This is a genomic window from Streptomyces sp. NBC_00096 (genome assembly GCF_045041305.1).
GTDB lineage: Bacteria > Actinomycetota > Actinomycetes > Streptomycetales > Streptomycetaceae > Streptomyces.
In genome coordinates this window covers 4,459,566-4,478,206 of the sequence record NZ_CP108221.1, presented here as the reverse complement: position 1 = coordinate 4,478,206, position 18,641 = coordinate 4,459,566, and the positions used below count along the sequence as shown (strand labels likewise).

Genomic DNA, 18,641 nt, shown 5'->3' with positions numbered 1-18,641 from the left:
CGGCGCCGCGAATACTCATGGACATGAACCGCCGTCCGCTCGTCATCGCCGCCGCCACCGTGGGAGTTCTCGCCACCGCCGCCATCGCCCTGCCCAATCTCCCGACCAACCCCGTGACCGACACGATCAACGACCGGGTGTTCAAGGAGAAGGGCATGCGCTTCGCGTCGGCCGCCGACGCCCCGACCCGCGGGCGGCTGACCTGGGCGCTCCCCGACTGGGTGCCCAAGGACGCGACCAACGTCCGAATAAAGGCCCGCACCAACGGTGACGCCCGGCTGCTGCGGTTCACCCTGGGCGCGACCCCGCTGGACGGCCCGCGGTGCTCGGCGGGCACCCCCCGGAAGCACACGGGGACTTCGCTGGCGGCCAAGTGGTGGCCGGCCGGCACCCGCGCCGAGGAGCGGCCCGAGTGCCGGGACCACTACCAGTACCAGGTCACGGTGCGCGGCAAGGAGGTCTTCGCCTGGACCGACGGCACCCCGTCCCCCGACGCGAGGACGCCCGACGGCACCCCGGTCCAGCAGGCGGCGTCCCGCTCCGCCCGCTGACCCGGGCGCTGGGGCGGCTCGGCGCCGGGGCGGCTCAGTGCGGGCGCGGCTCAGCGCGTGCGCAGCTCGCGTGCCGAAGCCAGTTCCGTGAGGCGGGCCCCGTGGGGCGCAGGTCCGTACGGGCGGCCCCCAGCGCGTTCATCTCGGCGTGGGCGAGCGGCGTACCGCGCAGCGGCCCGGTGCCCGGGCCGTCCTCGTACGTCTCGTAGGCCTCGTTGCGGCCCGCGGCGATCGTGCGGCCGGCGGTGTCCGTCAGGACCGCCCCCACCGCCAGGCCTCCGGCTGCCAGCGCCTCGCAGGCGAGGGCGAGCGCCCCGCGCACCGGCTCCGGCGCCGCGTGCCACGCCGTGTCGAAATCCTGCTCCCCGCTGCCCATCGGGCCATTATCGTCACGCCATGGACATCCGCCGCGCCCACACCCCCGCCGAACTCCAGGCCGCCGAAGGCCTCTTCGACGGGCCCGCCCGCACGGAGTGGTCGGAGCGGTTCCTCGCCTCCCCCGGGCACCTGATGCTCATCGCCTACGTGGACGGCGCACCCGTCGGCATGGTCTCCGGCGTCGAGATGAGCCACCCGGACAAGGGCACCGAGATGTGCCTCTACGAGCTCTCCGTGGACGAGGGCCACCGCCGGCGCGGCATCGGCCGCGCCCTGACCGAGGCGCTCGCCGCCGAGGCCCGGGAGCGCGGCTGCTACGGCATGTGGGTGGGTGTCGACACCGACAACGAGGCCGCGCTGGCCACCTACGGAGCGGCCGGCGCGCACGACGAGGGCGTCTTCACCATGCGCGGCTGGCCCATCGCCCCGTAGGCCGTCCCTCCCGGATCCTGCCGGACCCGTTTCCCCCCTGGGACGGCGTGTCGTGGGGCCACTCGGCGCACCCTCCGCGCGGCCGGCCCGTGCCTCGCCGAGCATCGGCCGCATGACCGCACTCACCGCGCTGTTCCCGGCCGCCGCCCTGCTGGCGGCGGCCACCGCACTGCCGCTGTACGCCGCCGACACCTCCGACGCCACCGACGCCCCCACCGCCTCCACCGCCTCCTACGTCGTCGTCCTCAAGGACAGAGTCACCCGTGACTCCACCCGCGCCTCCACCCAGGCCCTCGCCACCGAGGCCGCGGCGGCCGGCGACCGGGTCGGAGCCGTCTACGACACCGCCCTCAACGGCTTCGCCGTCCGCACCACGGCCGCCCGCGCCGCCGAACTCGCGGCCGACCCCCGGGTGGCCTCCGTGGAACCCGACGCGATCTTCCGGATCGACGGCGCCCGGACCGGGGAGGCCCGGACCGGCGCCGCCGACGGCGACACCCCCGCTCCCACCCCCGCCGCCGACATTCCCGCACCCGTCCCCGCACCCACCCCCGCTCCCGCCGACACCCCTGTTCCCGCTCCTGTTCCCGCTCCCGCCCCCGTCCCCGCCGACACCCCTGCTCCCGCCCCCGCTCCTGTCCCAGTCCCCCTCCCAGTCCCCGCTCCCGTCCCCGCTCCCGTCCCCGCACCCGCACCCGCACCCGCACCCGCACCCGCCGACACCCCCGTTCCCGCTCCCGTTCCCGCTCCTGTCCCCGTCCCAGCTCCTGTCCCCGCTCCCACTCCCGCCCCCGTTCCCACTCCCGCCCCCGCACCCGTTCCCGTTCCCGCCCCCGCGGCACCCCTGATCCAGACCTCCGCGCCCTGGTCCCTGGACCGGCTCGACCAGAGCGCGCTGCCGCTCGACGGTTCGTACGCGTACCCCACCAAGGCGGAGGGGGTCACCGCGTACATCCTGGACACCGGGATCAACACCGCGCACCTGGAGTTCGGCGGACGGGCCAGATGGGGCGCCAACGCCGTGTACTGGGAGGCCGCCACGGACTGCAACGGCCACGGCACGCACGTCGCGGGAACCGTCGGCGGGGCCACCTACGGTGTGGCGAAGGGAGTTTCGCTCGTCGCCGTGAAGGTGGCGGACTGCCACGGGGAGGCGAGTCTGTCGGCCATCGCGAGCGGTATCGACTGGATGGTGAAGGACGCCCTCAAGTCGCCCACGACCCCGGCGGTGGCGAACATGAGCCTGGGCGGCGGCCTCAGCTTCGCCTTGGACCGGGCCGTGACCCGGGCGATCGCGTCCGGAATCACCTTCGCCGTGGCGGCCGGCAACTCCGCCGAGGACGCCTGCACCGGCTCCCCGGCCCACGTCCCGGAGGCACTCACCGTGGGTGCGACGGACATGGGGGACCAGCTGGCCTCCTTCTCGAACCACGGTCCCTGCGTGGACCTCTCGGCTCCCGGCGTGGGCATCGTATCGGCCTGGAAGGGCTCCACCGGGGCCACCGCCCGGGCCTCCGGCACCTCGATGGCGGCCCCGCACGTGGCGGGCGCCGCCGCGCTGGTGCTGGCCCGGAGCGTGGCGGCCGGCGGCCGGCGCGCGACTCCCGCTCAGGTGGCCGAAACTCTCCTGCGGGAGGCCGTACCGAACCGGATCACGGCCCTGCCGGCCGGCACGCCGAACCTCCTGCTGCACGTCCCGGCCGACAAGTAGCCCGTACGGGAACCCCCGCCGGCGGTGGCCTCCCCGCCCCGGCGGGCGACCGCCCGGCACGGGGCCGCCCGCGCCCGGCCCCCACTCCGACCAGGGGCTCCGACCAGGGGCGGGAACACCCGTGAAATACCCCCCGCCCCACCCGTACCACCCACCGGCCGGTCGGTATCCCGGCCTTCGCCCCACCCGGCCTGATGGCACATCAATTTCTGTGTGCTTCGGGCGAAAGCAAGCCATTGACTTCTCATCACCGCGACGCGTCAATGTCGGCCACCGCACCGGCTCGACCTCCCCCACACAGCGGGTGGGGGGAGGGTTCGTATGACGAAGGAGTCGCGACCCAGTGAGTACAACGTTTCGACGAAGAGTTCTGGCCGGGACGGGCGCCTTGTCCCTCGTCCTGACGGGCGCCGTGGTGGGCCTGTCCGGTACCGCGCAGGCCGCGACCAAGACGACGTCCGTGAAGCTGGACTGCGTTGCCCCGCCGCCCCAGGCCGGGGCCACGGGCAACCAGAACTTCACGATCACGCTGCCCGACGGAGCCAAGGCCGGCGACGTGGTCCCGATCACCATCGACCCGGGTGCGAGCCCGGTCATCCCGGGGTTCTCCGTCACGACGGTGAACACCTCCAAGATCACCCTCAAGGTCGGGTCGACCACCCAGACGGTCGTCAGCCCGCCCGAGACGGTCAGCGTGGTCGCCGGACAGCCGCTCGACCCCTCCGGCTTCTCCGGCACCATCAAGATCCCGGACGGCAGCGAGGGCACCACGGTCAGCGTGGCCCTGGACCTGTCGGTCACCGACGCGAACCTCGGCGGATCGGTCTTCACGACGACCTGTACGCCGAACCCGCGCCCGAGCGCCTCGCTCGGATCGGTGGCGGTCGAGGCCCTGCCCAAGGACCCGATCACGACGAAGCTGACGCCCAACAGCGGAAAGGCCGGTCAGGCGGTCGTCGTCACGGGCGCCAACTTCCCGGCCGGTCCGGTCACCTGCACCGCGCTGAAGGCCGGGGCCGCCACGGGTGACACCGGTACCGGTACGGCTGCCGCGGACGGCACCGCGACCTGCAACATCACCGTCAACAACGCCGCCGACGAGATCAAGATCGACGGCTCGATCACCCCGTACAAGGTCTACGTCTTCGTCGTCGACCAGCCCGGCGTGAAGAACCCGGTCGACGTCGAGGTCCTGCCCGGCCCGCTGGCCATCGGCCCGCAGGCGGGCAACCCCGCCGTCAGCTTCGGCAAGGTCACCATCAACGGCAAGTCCCAGTCCGTCATCGGCCAGTTCACCGCGATGGCCGTCCAGGACTTCCGCGGCGGGACCCTCGGCTGGGACGTCTCGGCGACCCGCACGCCGTTCCTGAACTCGGTCACCGGCCACGCCATGGCCACCGCGCAGATCGGCATCCAGCCGACCTGCAAGGTGACCAACGCCGACAGCCCGAGCACCTGCACCGCCGGTGCCCCCGGCGCGATCTCCGACACCCCGATGAAGGTCGCCTCCCAGAGCGCGGGCGGCGACAACCTGACGGGTGGCGAGTTCGAGGTCGGCGGCGCCGGAATGATCCAGCTCCCGCCGTTCATGTTCGCGGACACCTACCAGTCGGTCGTCACCTTCTCGATCGCCTGACCCGTACGGCCCCGCTCCAACCCGGGTGGTGCGGCGCTCCGGCGCCGCACCACCCTTCCGCGCTTCCCCGGCACCGCCCCAACGCCACCCCGTCCGCGCCGACTGGAGACCCGCCCATGCGCACCCGCACCCGCCGCACCTCCCTCTACGGGCCGCTCGTCACGCTCCTCCTCCTGCTGGGCACGGGCCTGCTCCCCACGAGCACCGCGACCGCCGCGGACAACGGCACCTGGGGCGTCTTCCCCACGCCGCCCGCCGGTGCGGCGATGACCGACCGCGCGTACTTCTTCCACCAGGGCGCGGCCGGCACCACCGTCAGCGACAGCGCGACGATCGTGAACTCCTCCGACAAGGAGCTGACGTTCCAGATATTCGCCACCGACGCCGTGAACACCCCGGTGGGCGGCGGCTTCGCGCTGCTGCCGGTCGAGACGAAGCCCAAGGACGTCGGCACCTGGGTCTCGCTGCCGCCCGAGACGAAGAACACGGTCACCGTGCCGCCCAAGGGCCGCAAGGACTTCCCGTTCTCCGTGAAGGTCCCGGCGGACGCGACGCCCGGTGACCACGTGGGCGGGATCGTCGCCCTCAACACCGCCGTGGAGGGCGTCCAGCAGGACGGCAAGGTCCAGGTCGGGGTCAAGCGCCAGGTCGGCGCCCGGCTCTACTTCCGGGTGCCCGGGCCGGTGACTCCGGGGCTGAGCGTGGAGGACGTGAAGGTCAGCCGCTCGGCGCCGCTGCTGCCCTGGGTCAAGAACGCCCGCGCCAAGATCTCGTACTCCCTGGTCAACCGGGGCAACGTGGTCGTCGAGCCGAAGGTGACGGTCTCCGCCGAGGGCCTCTTCGGACGCCGGGTGCTGGACCGGCCCGCCCGCGAGCTCAAGCTCGTCCTGCTGCCGGGCCAGCGGATCGAGCTGACCGAGGACTGGGCGGACGCACCGCAGTCCGACTGGGTCACCCTCGACATCACCGCCGGCGCCTCCGCCTACCCCGACCTCGTCTCCGAATCGGCCACGGACTTCCTCGCCGTGCCGTGGCCCGCGCTCGGCGCCCTCCTGGTGCTGGCGGGCTCCTGGATCACCGTCCGGGTGCTGCGCCGCCGTCGTCGGACCGCCACCGAACAGCCCGAAGCGGCACCGGACTTGGCTGAAGCCCGCTGACCGGCGAAGGTGTCCCCAGGTGACGGCATCCGGCCATCACCCGGTAGGGGGAGGCACCACGCATGGCACCACAGCACGGCGACGAGGGGTCCGCCCGGCCGGCGGACCCCAGCGCCCACGGGATCGGGCTGCTGGCCCTCGTCGAGCGGACGCTGGGCACCGGGACCGCCGCCTACCTCCCGGGCGACGGCTGGATCCGGCTGACGCTGCCCCTCGACGACGGCGGCCCGGCCCCGGTCACGGTGGACGTGGTCGCGGACACCCGGCGGGCCCCGCGCGCGATCGCGTACCTCCTGCCGGGCGGCGGGCTGAACTTCTGCGCCGACTTCTTCACCCCGGACCCCCTGAACCTCGCCCACCGGCTGCGCCGCGAGGGCTTCCTCGTCGTCGGCGTCACCCCGCGCGAGGACGCCGCGACGGCCGCCGAGATCGGCCCCGGCTGGGGGCTCGCGGCGCACCGCCGGGACCTCGCCGGAGTCGTGGAGGCACTGGACGGGGCGCTCGGGCTGCCGTACCAGTACCTCGGCCACTCCGCCGGGGCCGCACTCGCGCTGGACGCGGCCGCGCACGACGACTCCCCGCGCCTGACCCGGGTGGTGGCCCTGGACACGACCGGCCCCTACGCGGGTGACCTGGCCGTACGGGCGGCCCTGACCCGGGACGCGTACGAGGCCCAGCTCGCCCGGGGCGCCCACGCGGCGGACCCGGGCCTGGCGGCGCTGATCGCCCGGGCCGTCACCGACCCGGCGGCCCCCTCCCCGGTCCCCTGGCCGCCGGACCCCGCGCTCCGCTTCACCAACGCCGGGCTCGCGCACTTCGCGCTGGTCCGCACGTCCCTGCTGCCCGGCCCCGCGAACTGGATCTACACCCAGGGCCACGGCGCGGGCTCGTACGCCTTCGGGGCCACCCCGGACGAGGACCGCTTCGACCTCAGCCGCACCCCGCTCACCACCTGGCACGCGGCCACCGCCGCCCTCGGCAGCGGGCTGATCCCGACGGCCCTGATGCGCGACCTGGCCGCGGTCTGGGCGGGAGACGGCAAGACGTACGCGATCGACTGGGCGCGGATCGGCGCCGAGGTGGTGTGGATCAACACCGAACTGGGCCGCGGCGACCACCCGGGCGGCGCGGACCTGATCCGGGCGGGCGGCAACCGGCGGGTCTCCTTCACGGTCGTCCCCGGCCACGGCCACGGCGACGCCGTCTGGTCGACGACGGCGGCGTCGGACGTCTGGTCGCTGCTCTAGGTGTGTTGTCCGGGGAGGTTGGTGACGCGGCTGGCGGGTGTTTGGCCTTGGATGCCGGTGTGGGGTCGGTGGTAGTTGTACCAGTCGATCCAGTCGGTGAACGCGGTCTGGCGTTCGGTGTCTGAGGTGTAGGGCTGCTGGTAGGCCCATTCCTCGAGCAGGGTGCGGTGGAAGCGTTCGACTTTGCCGTTGGTCTGCGGCCGCCAGGGCCTGGTCCAGCGGGGGCTGATGCCCAGATCGCGGCAGGTTTGGCGCCAGGTGTTCCTGCTGTAGGCCCAGGCGTTGTCGGTCAGGACCCGTTCGACGGTGATGCCTCGTTCCGCGAACCAGGCGGTCGCCCGTCGCAGGAAGGCGGCGCATGTGGGGGCCGTCTCGTCGGGGAGGTCTTCGGTGTAGGCGAGGCGGCTGTGGTCGTCGAGGGCGGTGTGGAGGTAGGCCCAGCCGGTGCCGGTCTTGTTGCGGCGGCCTTCGGCTCTGCCGAGGGTTCTGTGGCCGCCGCCGTCGGGGATCCGGCCGAGCTTCTTGACGTCGATGTGGATCAGCTCGCCGGGCCGGGCTCGTTCGTAGCGGCGGATGGGTTCGCCGGTGGCCCGGTCCAGAGCCGTGAGTGGTGGCAGGCCGTGGCGGGTGAGGATGCGGTGGGCGGTCGAGGGCGCGATCCCGCAGCGGGCGGCCAGCCGCAGGGGGCCGATCCGGTGTTCGCGCCGCAGTCGCAGGACCTGTTCCTCCACCTCGGCGGCGGTCCGGGCGGGCTGGTGGTGGGGCCGGCTGGAGCGGTCGCTCATTGCGGCGACGCCGAACTGCCGGTAGCGGGTGGCCCAGCGGGCCGCGGTGGTGTGGCTGACCTGGAAACGCTCCGCCGACCGCCGCACAGGCCAGCCGTCGTCCACGACACAGCGGGCCAGACGAAGTCGTCCGGTCTCGGTCAGCGGGGCATTACGGTGAACCACGAGGGCCTCCTCGGATCGGTGCAGATGTCGCAATCCACACCGAACCCGGAGGCCCTCACCCATTTCAAGAACCCAGCACGCGTGTCACCAACGTGTCGGGACAGCACATCTAGGCCGTCTCGGCCGTCCCCACCGTCGGCCTGGGCCCGCCAGCGCGAGGCCCCGGGGACGGAAACGGGCTCGCCCCCCGCGGTGAGGGTTGCGGGGGGCGAGCTGTCCTGCGGGCCGGGCGTCCGGTCAGTGGTTGCGGGGGAACCCGAGGTCCACGCCGGCCGGGGCGTCCGAGGGGTCGGGCCAGCGGGTCGTGACGACCTTGCCCCGGGTGTAGAAGTGGGTGCCGTCGTTGCCGTAGATGTGGTGGTCGCCGAAGAGCGAGTCCTTCCAGCCACCGAAGGAGTGGTAGCCCACCGGCACCGGGATCGGCACGTTGACGCCGACCATGCCCGCCTCGATCTCCAGCTGGAAGCGGCGGGCGGCGCCGCCGTCACGGGTGAAGATCGCGGTGCCGTTGCCGTACGGCGAGGCGTTGATGAGCGCCACGCCCTCCTCGTAGGTCTCGGCGCGCAGCACGCACAGCACCGGGCCGAAGATCTCGTCGCGGTAGGCGTCGGAGTCGGTCTTGACGTTGTCCAGCAGCGAGAGCCCGATCCAGTGACCGTCCTCGTGGCCCTCCACCGTGAAGCCGGTGCCGTCCAGGACCACGTCGGCGCCCTGCGCGGCCGCGCCCTTCACGTACGAGGCGACCTTGTCGCGGTGGGCGGCGGTGATCAGCGGGCCCATCTCGGAGAGCGGGTCGTTGCCGGGGCCGATCTTGATCTTCTCGGCGCGCTCGCGGATCTTCTCCACGAGGGTGTCACCGATGGAGCCGACGGCGACGACGGCGGAGATCGCCATGCAGCGCTCGCCGGCCGAGCCGTAGGCGGCCGAGACCGCCGCGTCGGCGGCCGCGTCCAGGTCGGCGTCCGGCAGCACCAGCATGTGGTTCTTGGCGCCGCCCAGGGCCTGTACGCGCTTGCCGTTGGCGGCGGCGGTGGTGTGGATGTGGCGGGCGATCGGGGTCGAGCCGACGAAGGAGACGGCCGCGATGTCGGGGTGCGCGAGCAGCGCGTCGACGGCGACCTTGTCACCGTGGACCACGTTCAGCACGCCCGCCGGCAGACCGGCCTGGCTCGCCAGCTGCGCCAGCAGCGTGGAGGCCGACGGGTCCTTCTCGCTCGGCTTGAGGATGAAGGTGTTGCCGCAGGCCACGGCCAGCGGGAACATCCACATCGGGACCATCGCCGGGAAGTTGAACGGGGTGATGCCCGCGACCACGCCGATCGGCTGGCGGATCGAGGAGACGTCCACGCGGCTCGAGACGGACGTGGACAGCTCGCCCTTGAGCTGCACGGTGATCCCGCAGGCCAGCTCGACGATCTCCAGGCCGCGGGCGACCTCGCCCAGCGCGTCGGAGTGCACCTTGCCGTGCTCGGCGACGATCAGGTCGGCGATCGCGTCGCGGTTGGCGTCCAGCAGGGCGCGGTAGGCGAACAGCACCTTGGTGCGGGCGGCCAGCGAGGACTGGCCCCAGGAGCGGAACGCCTCCTTGGCGACGCGGACGGCCGCGTCGACCTCGTCCACCGACGCCAGGGCGACCTGGGTGGTGACCTCGCCGGTGGCCGGGTCGGTGACCGGGCCGTAGTTGCCCGACGCGCCCTCGACGGTCTTGCCACCGATCCAGTGGTTGACGGTCTTCATGCCTTGCTCCTTCACAGATGGCGACGTCGCTGCGCGGCTTGCCGGTCGTACTCTTCGCGGGCCTGGGCCGCCGACGCACGGGTCGCGGTCTCGGCCACAGGCACATCCCACCATGCCTGTGCCGGGGGCGGCCCCGACACAGTGTCGGGTGTTCGGGTCTGTGCGTAGACACATGTGGGACGGTCCGCCATCCGTGCCTCCGCGAGGGCTTTCCGCAGGTCACCAATGGTGCGGGTGCGGATCACGGCCATCCCGAGGGAGGCCGCGTTGGCCGCCAGGTCCACCGGCAGCGGCGCGCCGGTGTACGAACCGTCCACCGCCCGGAAGCGGTACGCGGTCCCGAACCCCTCGCCGCCCACCGCCTGCGAAAGCCCGCCGATGGAGGCGTACCCGTGGTTGTCGAGGATCACCACCCTGACCGGGATCCCCTCCTGCACGGCCGTGACGATCTCGGTCGGGTTCATCAGGTAGGTCCCGTCGCCGACCAGCGCCCACACCGGCCGGCCGGGCGCGGCCAGCGCGGTGCCGATCGCGGCGGGGATCTCGTAGCCCATGCAGGAGTACCCGTATTCGACGTGGTACTGGTCGGCGGAGCGGGCCCGCCACAGCTTGTGCAGGTCACCGGGGAGCGAGCCGGCGGCGTTGATCAGGATGTCGCTGTCGTCCACCAGGCCGTCCAGCAGGCCCAGTACCTGCGCCTGCGTCGGGACGGCGTCCTCGTCGGAAGCCGCCCAGGCCCGGTCGACCAGCCGCTCCCACGCCCTCTTCCCTTCTTCGTACGCCGCCTCGTACGAGGGGTCCACCCGGTACCCGGCGACCTCGGCCCGGAGTTCTTCCAGGCCCACCCGGGCATCGCAGACCAAGGGCCGGGCGGCGAGCTTGTGGGCGTCGTACGGGTCCAGGTTGAGCCCGAGGAAGCGCACCTCCGGGTGGCGGAAGAGCGTCGCCGAGGCGGTGGTGAAGTCGGTCAGCCGGGTCCCGGCGGCGATCACCAGATCGGCCTCGCGGGCCAGCGCGTCGGCGGTGGCCGTGCCGGTGTGCCCGATCCCGCCCACCTCGGCGGGGTGGTCCCACGGCAGGACCCCCTTGCCCGCCTGGGTGACGGCCACCGGGATCCCGGTGGCCCGCGCGAGCTCCCCCAGCGCGGCCCCCGCCGCGCTGTGCCGGATCCCGCCGCCGGCGATGATCAGCGGCCGCGCGGAGCCCCGTACGGCCCGGGCGGCCGCGGCCAGCTCGGTCCGGTCCGGCCGGGGCCGGCGTACGCCCCACACCCGCTCGGCGAAGAACTCCTCCGGCCAGTCGTACGCCTCGGCCTGCACGTCCTGCGGCAGCGCGAGGGTCACGGCGCCGGTCTGCACCGGGTCGGTGAGGACCCGTACGGCCTGGAGCGCGGCGGGGATCAGGGCTTCGGGACGGGTGACGCGGTCGAAGTACCGGGAGACGGGCCGCAGTGTGTCGTTGACGGAGACATCACCCGCATGGGGGACCTCCAGCTGCTGGAGCACGGGGTCGGCGGGCCGGGTCGCGAAGGCGTCCCCGGGCAGCAGGAGCACCGGGATCCGGTTGATGGTGGCGAGGGCGGCTCCGGTGACGAGGTTGGTCGCCCCCGGCCCGATGGAGGTGGTGACGGCGTGCGCGGACAGCCGCCCGCTCTGCCGCGCGTACCCGACGGCGGCGTGCACCATGGCCTGTTCGTTGCGCCCCTGCAGGAACGGCATCTCCTCCCGCCCGGTCTCCAGGAGGGCCTGGCCGATCCCGGCGACGTTCCCGTGCCCGAAGATCCCCCAGGTGGCGGCGATCAGCCGCTGCCGGTGTCCGTCGCGCTCGGTGTACTGCCGGGCGAGGAAACGGACGAGGGCCTGCGCGACGGTGAGCCGGATCATCCGGTTCGTCATACGGGGTCCTCCGCACGGTAGAAGGGGAGCCGGGGGTCGGTGTCCTGGCCGGTCCACGTGGAGCGGATCCAGCCGTGATCGGGGTGATCGCGGATGAGCCACTCCCGGGTCCCGCCGGGTCCCGCCATGACGTTCAGGTAGTACATGTCGTGGCCGGGCGCGGCGATGGAGGGGCCGTGCCAGCCGTCCGGGATGAGCACGGTGTCCCCGGTCCTCACCTCGGTGAGGATGTCGGTCTTCCCCGCCGGGGAGGGGCTGACACGCTGATAGCCGACTCCGGGCGTGTCCCCGTGCGGGGCGATCTCGAACCAGTAGATCTCCTCCAGCCGGGACTCCTCGCCGGGGTGGTGCTCGTCGTGCTTGTGGGGTGGGTACGAGGACCAGTTCCCTCCGGGGGTGAGCACCTCTACGGCGATGAGCCGGTCGCACGCGAAGGCATCGGGGCCGGCTGCGGCGAAGTTGTTGACCTGCCGCGAGCACTGTCCGGCCCCGCGGAGCTCCACCGGGACCTCCCGGGCGGGCCCGTACCTGGCGGGGAGCCGCCGCTCGCACCGGGCCCCGACGAGCGCGAACCGCCCGCCGGCGGCGGCCCGGATCTCGGCGTGCCCGTCCCGGGGCAGGTAGGCGAAGTCGGTGACTCCGTCGAACACCCCGCGGCGGCCGCGCAGTTCGAAGACCTGCGGTCCGCTCCCGGGGCGCTGCCCCGGACCCCCCTCCTCAAACGCCGGAGGGGCTGGATTTCGGCCGGCCTCGGCCTGCACGTGCAACCCTGCGGGGCTCGATTGCCCTCCGGCCGATCTCAGCCCCGCCGGCGTTTGAGGCGCGGGTCCGGGCAGAGCCCGGTTTCGGGAAGGGGCGGGGTGGGGGACAGGCTCCGTGCAGCGGACCTCGCAGCCGCCGGACAGCGGGAGCACGATCCATTCCGACTCCCCGCACGTGTGCGCGTACACCTCCCCCGGCTCGAGGTCGAGCACGATCAGCCTCGTCCATTCCATCCCCCACTCAGACACCACCGGCACGGCCGAGCACCTCCTCCACTTCCCCGGCGAACGGCATCGCCGTCGAACACGCCAGCCGCGAGGCCACGATCGCCCCGGCCGCGTTGGCATAGCGGATCACCCGCTCCAGCTCCCACCCCGCGAGCAGCCCGTGGCACAGCGCCCCGCCGAACGCGTCCCCCGCCCCGAGCCCGTTGACCACGGTCACCGGCACCGGCGCCGCCTCCACCACCGTCCCGTCGCGGTGGGCGGCCAGTACCCCCGCCGGGCCCCGCTTCACCACCGCCAGTTCCACACCGGCGGCGAGCAGCGCCCGGGCCGCCGCGTACGGCTCGCTCTCGCCCGTGGCGAGCGCGCACTCCTCGGCGTTGCCGACGGCCACCGTGGCCATCGAGAGCGCCCGCCGGTACCACTCCCCCGGCCCGGCGGGCACGCCCCCGGCACCGCCCCCGTCACCCTCCCCGCCCCCGGAGGGCCACAGCATCGGGCGCCAGTCCAGGTCGAACACCGTGACCCCGCTCTTCCCGCGCGCCTGCAGCGCGGCCAGCGTGGCCGTCCGGCTCGGCTCCGCGCTGAGCCCCGTACCGGTCATCCAGAACACCCGCGCCGACCGCACCGCGTCGAGGTCCAGTTCCTCCGCGGTGATCTCCAGGTCCGGCGCCTTCGGGTAGCGGTAGAAGTACAGCGGGAAGTCGTCCGGCGGGAAGATCTCGCAGAAGGTCACCGGCGTCGGATAGGCCGCCACCTCCCCGGCCCACCGGTCGTCCACCCCGAACCCGCGCAGCTCCGCCCGGAGATACGCCCCGAAGGGGTCCGCCCCGGTCCGGGTGATCACCGCCGTCCGCCGCCCCAGCCGGGCCGCCGCGACCGCGACGTTGGTCGGGGAACCTCCCAGGAACTTCCCGAAGGTGTCCGCCTCCCCGAGCGGTACGCCCGTCTTCAGGGGGTAGAGATCCACCCCGATCCGCCCCATCGTGATCAGGTCGAACGCCAACGGATCCGCAGCCATCACCACACCAATCCTCCCGATCGAGTGCTCCCCGTACCCGAGAGCCTCGCACCCTAAGGTGGCCGTATGACCTCCTCACCACCCGAGTTGACCCGTATCCGCATCGGCTCGGCTCCGGACTCCTGGGGGGTCTGGTTCCCCGATGATCCCCGGCAGACGCCGTGGGAGCGGTTCCTCGACGAGGTCGCCGACGCGGGGTACGAGTGGATCGAGCTGGGGCCCTACGGCTACCTCCCCACCGATCCCGTCCGGCTCGCCGACGAGGTCGCCAAGCGCGGCCTGCGGGTTTCCGCCGGGACCGTCTTCACCGGACTCCATCACGGGCCCGCCGTGTGGGAGGACACCTGGGAGCACGTGTCGCGGATCGCGGAGCTCACCCGGGCCGTGGGCGCGGCGCACCTCGTCGTGATCCCGTCCTTCTGGCGGGACGACAAGACCGGCGAGGTCCTGGAGGACCGCACCCTCACCCCCGGCGCGTGGCGCGAACTGACCGCGCAGACGGAGCGGCTGGGACGGCGGGTCCAGGACGAGTACGGGCTGCGGATCGTCGTCCACCCGCACGCCGACACGCACATCGACACTCCTGCGAGCGTGGCCCGCTTCCTCGACGCCACCGATCCCGCACTGGTCTCGCTGTGCCTGGACACCGGGCACTACGCGTACTGCGGCGGCGACAGCGTGCAGGCCATCGAGACCTTCGCGGAGCGGATCGGCTACCTCCACCTCAAGCAGGTGGATCCCCTGGTCCTCGCCGAAGTCCTGGCCGGGCAGGTGCCCTTCGGGCCGGCCGTGGCGCGCGGGGTGATGTGCGAGCCGCCGGCCGGGGTGCCCGCGCTGGAACCGGTGCTGGCGGCCGCCCAGCGGCTCGGCGTGGACCTGTTCGCCATCGTGGAGCAGGACATGTACCCGTGCCCGCCCGACCGGCCGCTCCCGATCGCCCGCCGCACCCGCGCCTACCTGCGCTCCTGCGGCGCCCGCTGACCCCCGACACGGCCGTCCCCGCACGGCCGCCGCACCCCCCCCTGGAGGAACACGAAATGACCAGCACGCTCGGTATCGCCGTCATCGGCACCGGGAAGATGGGCTCCGATCACGTCCGCCGGTTCGGGCGCACGGTCGGCGGGGCCCGGGTGGTGGCCGTGGCCGACCCGGACGGGGACCGGGTCAAGGAGGTCGCGGCCGGGCTCGAGGGGGCCCGCGCGCACACCGATCCGGCGGCCGCGATAGCCGCGCCCGGGGTGGACGCCGTACTGATCGCCTCGCCCGGGCCCGCCCATGAGGAAGCGATCCTGCACGCGCTGGAGCGGGAGTTGCCGGTGCTCTGCGAGAAGCCGCTGACCCCCGACCCGGCGGGGGCCCTGCGGATCATGGAGGCGGAGCAGCGGCTGGGCCGCCGGCTCGTCCAGGTCGGCTTCATGCGGCGCTTCGACGCCGAGTACGCGCGGCTCAAGGAGCTGCTCGACGCGGGCGGCATCGGACGGCCGCTGTTCCTGCACTGCCGGCACCGCAACGCCTCCTCGCCGTCCTTCTTCACCAGCGACATGCTGATCAGCGATTCGGTGGTGCACGAGGTGGACGCGGCCCGCTGGCTGCTGGGCCAGGAGATCACCGCCGTGACGGTGCTCTCCCCGACGCCCACCTCAGCCGCCCGCGAGGGGCTGCGCGATCCGCGCCTGGTCCTCATGGAGACCTCGGGCGGCGCCGTCGTGGACGTCGAGATCTTCGTCAACTGCGGCTTCGGCTACCAGGTGCAGTGCGAGGCGGTCGGCGAGTCCGGCAGCGCCCGGATCGGCGACGGCCACGCGATGGTCGTCCAGTCGGCGGGCCGGTGGGGCGGGGAGATCGACCAGGACTTCACCGTGCGGTTCGCCGACGCCTACGACCGCCAGCTCCGCCGCTGGGTCACGGCGGCGGCTCAGGGCCGGGTGGACGGTCCCGACGCGTGGGACGGCTACGCGGCGGCGGCCGTCTCCGAGGCGGGCCTCACCGCGGCGCGCAGCGGCGTACGGACCCCCGTGGAGCTGGCACGGCGCCCGGCCCTCTACAGCTGACCTGCCCCTTTCGACCCCTGCGACACCCTGTGACCCCTATGCACGGTGCGCCCAATGCGCCCCGTGTGTGCCGTATGTGTCACAGGGGTCGCTCTCGTGTCACACATATCCGCATTACGCGGGTCTTCCGTCACAGCCGGTCGACAGGCCCTCCCCTGGCCTCACCCGGCGTCGTTCTCCGGACACAACCTGAGTGATCGTCAGTGTCCACGCGCCGGCTCCCCCGACGGCCTCCCGGCCGGCCCTGCGGCGTGGACAAGGAGGTGTCGAGGATGAGCGACCGACAGCTGTGGTCGTACAAGGAGATCGCCGCTCACATCCGGGTGCAGCCGGACACCGTGCGCTCCTACCGCAAGCACGGGCTACTGCCCGCGCCCGACCACGTGGAGGGCGGCAAGCCCTACTGGTACGCCGACACCATCCGGACCTGGGTGGCCCGCCGGCCCGGCAACCGTGGACGCCGCGAGGACTGACGCCGGCGTCCGGGCCACGGACGGGACCCTCCCGGGCCCCGTCCGCTATCGGCTCCCGACCGCCACCGGCTCGACCCCGGGCTCGACCCCGGGCTCGACCCCGGGCTCGGCCCCGGGCTCGGCCCCGGGCTCGGGCTCCACGGCCGTCGGCGCGGACTCCCCCTCGCTCAGCCCGAACCGTTCGTGCAGTCTGCGCAGCGGCGCCGGCGCCCACCAGGTGGCCTTCCCGGTCAGCTTCATCACCGCCGGGACCAGCAGGCTCCGCACGATCATCGCGTCCATCAGCACGGCCAGCGCGATCCCCAGACCCAGCATCTTGGTGTTGGTCACCCGCGAGCTGCCGATGGCGACCATCACCACCGCCAGGATCACGGCCGCCGCGGTGATCAGCCCGCCCGTCCGGGTCAGTCCGGTGCGCACCGCACCCTCGTGGTCCCCGGTCCGGTCGTACTCCTCCTTGATCCGGGATATGAGGAACACCCCGTAGTCCATGGAGAGCCCGAAGGCGATGCAGAACATCAGCACGGGCAGGGTGGCCTCGATGTCTCCCGTGGAGGTGAAGGAGAGCAGTCCCGAGAGGTGGCCCTCCTGGAACACCCACACCACCGCCCCGAACATCGCCGTCAGGCTGAGCGCGTTGAGCAGCACGGCCTGGAGCGGTATCAGCAGGCTCCCGGTGAGCAGGAAGACCAGGAGCAGCGTGGCCAGCACCACGACGGCCAGGGCCAGCGGCAGTTTCTCGGCGATGGCCTTGCGGGCGTCGACGAGCACCGCGGCCTGGCCGGTCACGGAGGTCTCGAAGGGCGCGTCCACCGCCCTGACCCGGTCCACCAGGTCCTGGGTCAGCTCTCCCACCGCCTCCCCTTCGGTGAGCACCGAGAAGTAGGCGTATCCCGTGCCGGCCGGCCCGCTCACCGGCCCTTCCACCCCGAGCACACCGGGCAGGGCTTCCACCCGCCGCTTGTAGCCGTCGAGATCGGCGGCCCCGCGGGCGCCCTCGGTCAGCACGGTCAGCGCGCCGCCGGGACTGCCCGGGAAGCCGTCCCGTATCTGCTGCTGCACCACGTGCGACTCCGCGGTTCCGGGCAGCTGCCGGTCGTCCACGGTGCCGAACTTCACCCCGAGGAAGGGCAGTCCGAGGAGCAAAAGCCCGGCCGTCGTGGCCACGGCGAACACCGGGGCGCGGCGCATCACCAGGGCGGTCAGCCGGGCCCAGCCCCGCCCGCCGGCCGCCGGGGCCGCGGTCGCGGCGCCCCCGTCGGGGCGCCCGGACCGGCCGCGCCGCCACAGCCGGCGCATGTCGAGGGAGTTGACGCGCTCCCCGAGCAGCACGAGCGCGGCGGGCAGCAGGATGAGCGCGGCCGCCGCGGCGAGCAGGACCACCGCGACTCCGGCGTAGGCGAAGGAACGCAGGAAGTACATCGGGAAGAAGAGCATGGCCGAGAGTGACACGGCGACGGTCAGCGCCGAGAACAGCACCGTGCGCCCGGCGGTCCGCAGCGTGACCCCGACCGCCGCCACCGGATCGCGCCCGGCGGCCAGCTCCTCGCGGAACCTGCGCACGATGAACAGGGCGTAGTCGACGGCGAGTCCGAGGCCGAGCGCGGTGGTCAGGTTCTGCGCGAAGACCGAGACGTCGGTGAACTCGGTGAGACCGCGCAGCACGGCATTGGTTCCGATGATGGCGACGATGCCGACACCGAGGGGCAGCAGGGCCGCGACGGCGCTCCCGAAGACCAGGACGAGCAGGACGAGCGTCACGGGCAGCGCTATCAGCTCGGCGCGCAGCAGGTCCTCCTGGATGGTGGTGGTCACCTCCCGCTGCACGGCGGCGGGTCCACCGAGGGAGACCTTCACCGGGCCGTGCTCCCCCCGGTAGCCGGCGGCGATCCGGTCGACCACGGCGTTGGCCGTCTTCTCGTCCCCGGGGACCCGGGCAGCGATCAGTGCCTGCCCGCCGTCCCCGGAGCACAGGGCGGGCAGCCCGCTCCGCCAGTACGAGCCGACGCCGGTCACCCCCGGCTCGGCGGCGAGCCGTGCCGTCAGCCGCTCCGCCTCGGCGGCGACGCCGGGGTCGTCCACCCCGGCGGCTCCGGCGTCGACGAGCAGCAGCAGATTCGGCCGGGAGCCGGGGAACTCGCGCTCCAGCGCCTGGGTGGCGTAGGTGGAGCGGGCGCCGGGGTCCTCCCAGCCCCCGCTGCCCAGCCGGTCGGCGACGCCGCCCCCGGCGAAGACGGCCAGCGCCGTGACCACGAGAGCGAGCAGCAGCGAGAGCCTGGGGCGCGTGGTGACGAACCCGGTCCACCGGCCGCCCTCGCCAGGCGGCGGCGGATTCTTGACTTCGGACATGTCTCGGTGTCCCCTTCACCGTGATTGCCAGGCCACATAGACTGGCAAACACGAGCAGTCGCTCGCG

16 protein-coding genes are annotated in these 18,641 nt (G+C 73.3%); 9 read left to right on the top strand and 7 right to left on the bottom strand.

Annotated elements, in window-relative coordinates; all coding sequences use genetic code 11:
- Window positions 1-23 precede the first annotated feature (23 nt).
- The gene (locus OG904_RS19695; RefSeq protein ID WP_405492728.1) at window positions 24-551 is read left to right on the top strand and encodes a hypothetical protein; all 528 of its coding nucleotides are present in this window, start codon (window positions 24-26) and stop codon (window positions 549-551) included.
- 34 nt (window positions 552-585) lie between these two features.
- On the opposite strand, the gene OG904_RS19690 is transcribed toward OG904_RS19695, so the two are convergent.
- A complete protein-coding gene (locus tag OG904_RS19690; RefSeq protein WP_405492726.1) occupies window positions 586-927 on the bottom strand; it encodes a hypothetical protein in 342 nt (113 codons plus the stop codon).
- A gap of 20 nt (window positions 928-947) precedes the next feature.
- Between OG904_RS19690 and OG904_RS19685 the strand changes: the two genes are divergently transcribed.
- The 5 genes from OG904_RS19685 (at window position 948) to OG904_RS19665 (ending at window position 7,112) form a co-directional block, all read left to right on the top strand.
- On the top strand, window positions 948-1,361 hold the full coding sequence (locus OG904_RS19685) for a GNAT family N-acetyltransferase (protein ID WP_405492724.1): 414 nt from the start codon (window positions 948-950) through the stop codon (window positions 1,359-1,361).
- A gap of 112 nt (window positions 1,362-1,473) precedes the next feature.
- Window positions 1,474-3,072 carry a S8 family peptidase gene (locus tag OG904_RS19680; RefSeq protein ID WP_405492722.1) on the top strand — a complete coding sequence of 533 codons (1,599 nt, stop codon included), beginning with the start codon at window positions 1,474-1,476 and terminating at the stop codon, window positions 3,070-3,072.
- A gap of 388 nt (window positions 3,073-3,460) precedes the next feature.
- Window positions 3,461-4,708: a hypothetical protein gene (locus tag OG904_RS19675; protein WP_405492720.1), complete on the top strand. Its 1,248-nt coding sequence runs from the start codon at window positions 3,461-3,463 to the stop codon at window positions 4,706-4,708.
- 116 nt (window positions 4,709-4,824) lie between these two features.
- On the top strand, window positions 4,825-5,865 hold the full coding sequence (locus OG904_RS19670; protein WP_405492718.1) for a WxL protein peptidoglycan domain-containing protein: 1,041 nt from the start codon (window positions 4,825-4,827) through the stop codon (window positions 5,863-5,865).
- Between the two features lie 62 nt (window positions 5,866-5,927).
- The gene (locus tag OG904_RS19665; RefSeq protein ID WP_405492716.1) at window positions 5,928-7,112 is read left to right on the top strand and encodes a hypothetical protein; all 1,185 of its coding nucleotides are present in this window, start codon (window positions 5,928-5,930) and stop codon (window positions 7,110-7,112) included.
- Here the strand turns inward: OG904_RS19665 and OG904_RS19660 are convergent.
- The 5 genes from OG904_RS19660 to iolC all read right to left on the bottom strand — a co-directional run bounded on the left by OG904_RS19660 (window position 7,109) and on the right by iolC (window position 13,701).
- Window positions 7,109-8,062 (bottom strand): IS481 family transposase, encoded by a 954-nt coding sequence (locus tag OG904_RS19660; RefSeq protein WP_405486211.1) that lies wholly within the window; start codon window positions 8,060-8,062, stop codon window positions 7,109-7,111. The two genes, OG904_RS19665 and OG904_RS19660, sit on opposite strands and share 4 nt — an antisense overlap.
- 237 nt (window positions 8,063-8,299) lie before the next feature.
- Window positions 8,300-9,799 (bottom strand): CoA-acylating methylmalonate-semialdehyde dehydrogenase, encoded by a 1,500-nt coding sequence (locus OG904_RS19655; RefSeq protein WP_405492714.1) that lies wholly within the window; start codon window positions 9,797-9,799, stop codon window positions 8,300-8,302.
- Between the two features lie 11 nt (window positions 9,800-9,810).
- Window positions 9,811-11,694 (bottom strand): 3D-(3,5/4)-trihydroxycyclohexane-1,2-dione acylhydrolase (decyclizing), encoded by a 1,884-nt coding sequence (iolD, locus tag OG904_RS19650; RefSeq protein ID WP_405492712.1) that lies wholly within the window; start codon window positions 11,692-11,694, stop codon window positions 9,811-9,813.
- Window positions 11,691-12,689 carry a 5-deoxy-glucuronate isomerase gene (gene iolB, locus OG904_RS19645; RefSeq protein ID WP_405498122.1) on the bottom strand — a complete coding sequence of 333 codons (999 nt, stop codon included), beginning with the start codon at window positions 12,687-12,689 and terminating at the stop codon, window positions 11,691-11,693. The genes iolD and iolB overlap by 4 nt, the downstream gene beginning before the upstream one ends.
- 7 nt (window positions 12,690-12,696) lie before the next feature.
- Window positions 12,697-13,701, bottom strand: coding sequence for a 5-dehydro-2-deoxygluconokinase (iolC, locus tag OG904_RS19640; RefSeq protein WP_405492710.1), 1,005 nt, complete (start codon window positions 13,699-13,701; stop codon window positions 12,697-12,699).
- A gap of 66 nt (window positions 13,702-13,767) precedes the next feature.
- On the opposite strand from iolC, the gene OG904_RS19635 reads away from it, so the two are divergent.
- The 3 genes from OG904_RS19635 to OG904_RS19625 all read left to right on the top strand — a co-directional run bounded on the left by OG904_RS19635 (window position 13,768) and on the right by OG904_RS19625 (window position 16,225).
- A complete protein-coding gene (locus OG904_RS19635; protein WP_405492708.1) occupies window positions 13,768-14,682 on the top strand; it encodes a sugar phosphate isomerase/epimerase family protein in 915 nt (304 codons plus the stop codon).
- 56 nt (window positions 14,683-14,738) lie between these two features.
- Window positions 14,739-15,752, top strand: coding sequence for a Gfo/Idh/MocA family protein (locus tag OG904_RS19630; RefSeq protein WP_405492706.1), 1,014 nt, complete (start codon window positions 14,739-14,741; stop codon window positions 15,750-15,752).
- A gap of 272 nt (window positions 15,753-16,024) precedes the next feature.
- Window positions 16,025-16,225, top strand: coding sequence for an AlpA family transcriptional regulator (locus OG904_RS19625; RefSeq protein WP_030297784.1), 201 nt, complete (start codon window positions 16,025-16,027; stop codon window positions 16,223-16,225).
- A 45-nt stretch (window positions 16,226-16,270) separates the two neighbouring features.
- Here OG904_RS19625 and OG904_RS19620 read toward each other — a convergent pair whose 3' ends face one another.
- On the bottom strand, window positions 16,271-18,574 hold the full coding sequence (locus tag OG904_RS19620) for an MMPL family transporter (RefSeq protein ID WP_405492703.1): 2,304 nt from the start codon (window positions 18,572-18,574) through the stop codon (window positions 16,271-16,273).
- Window positions 18,575-18,641: the final 67 nt, after the last annotated feature.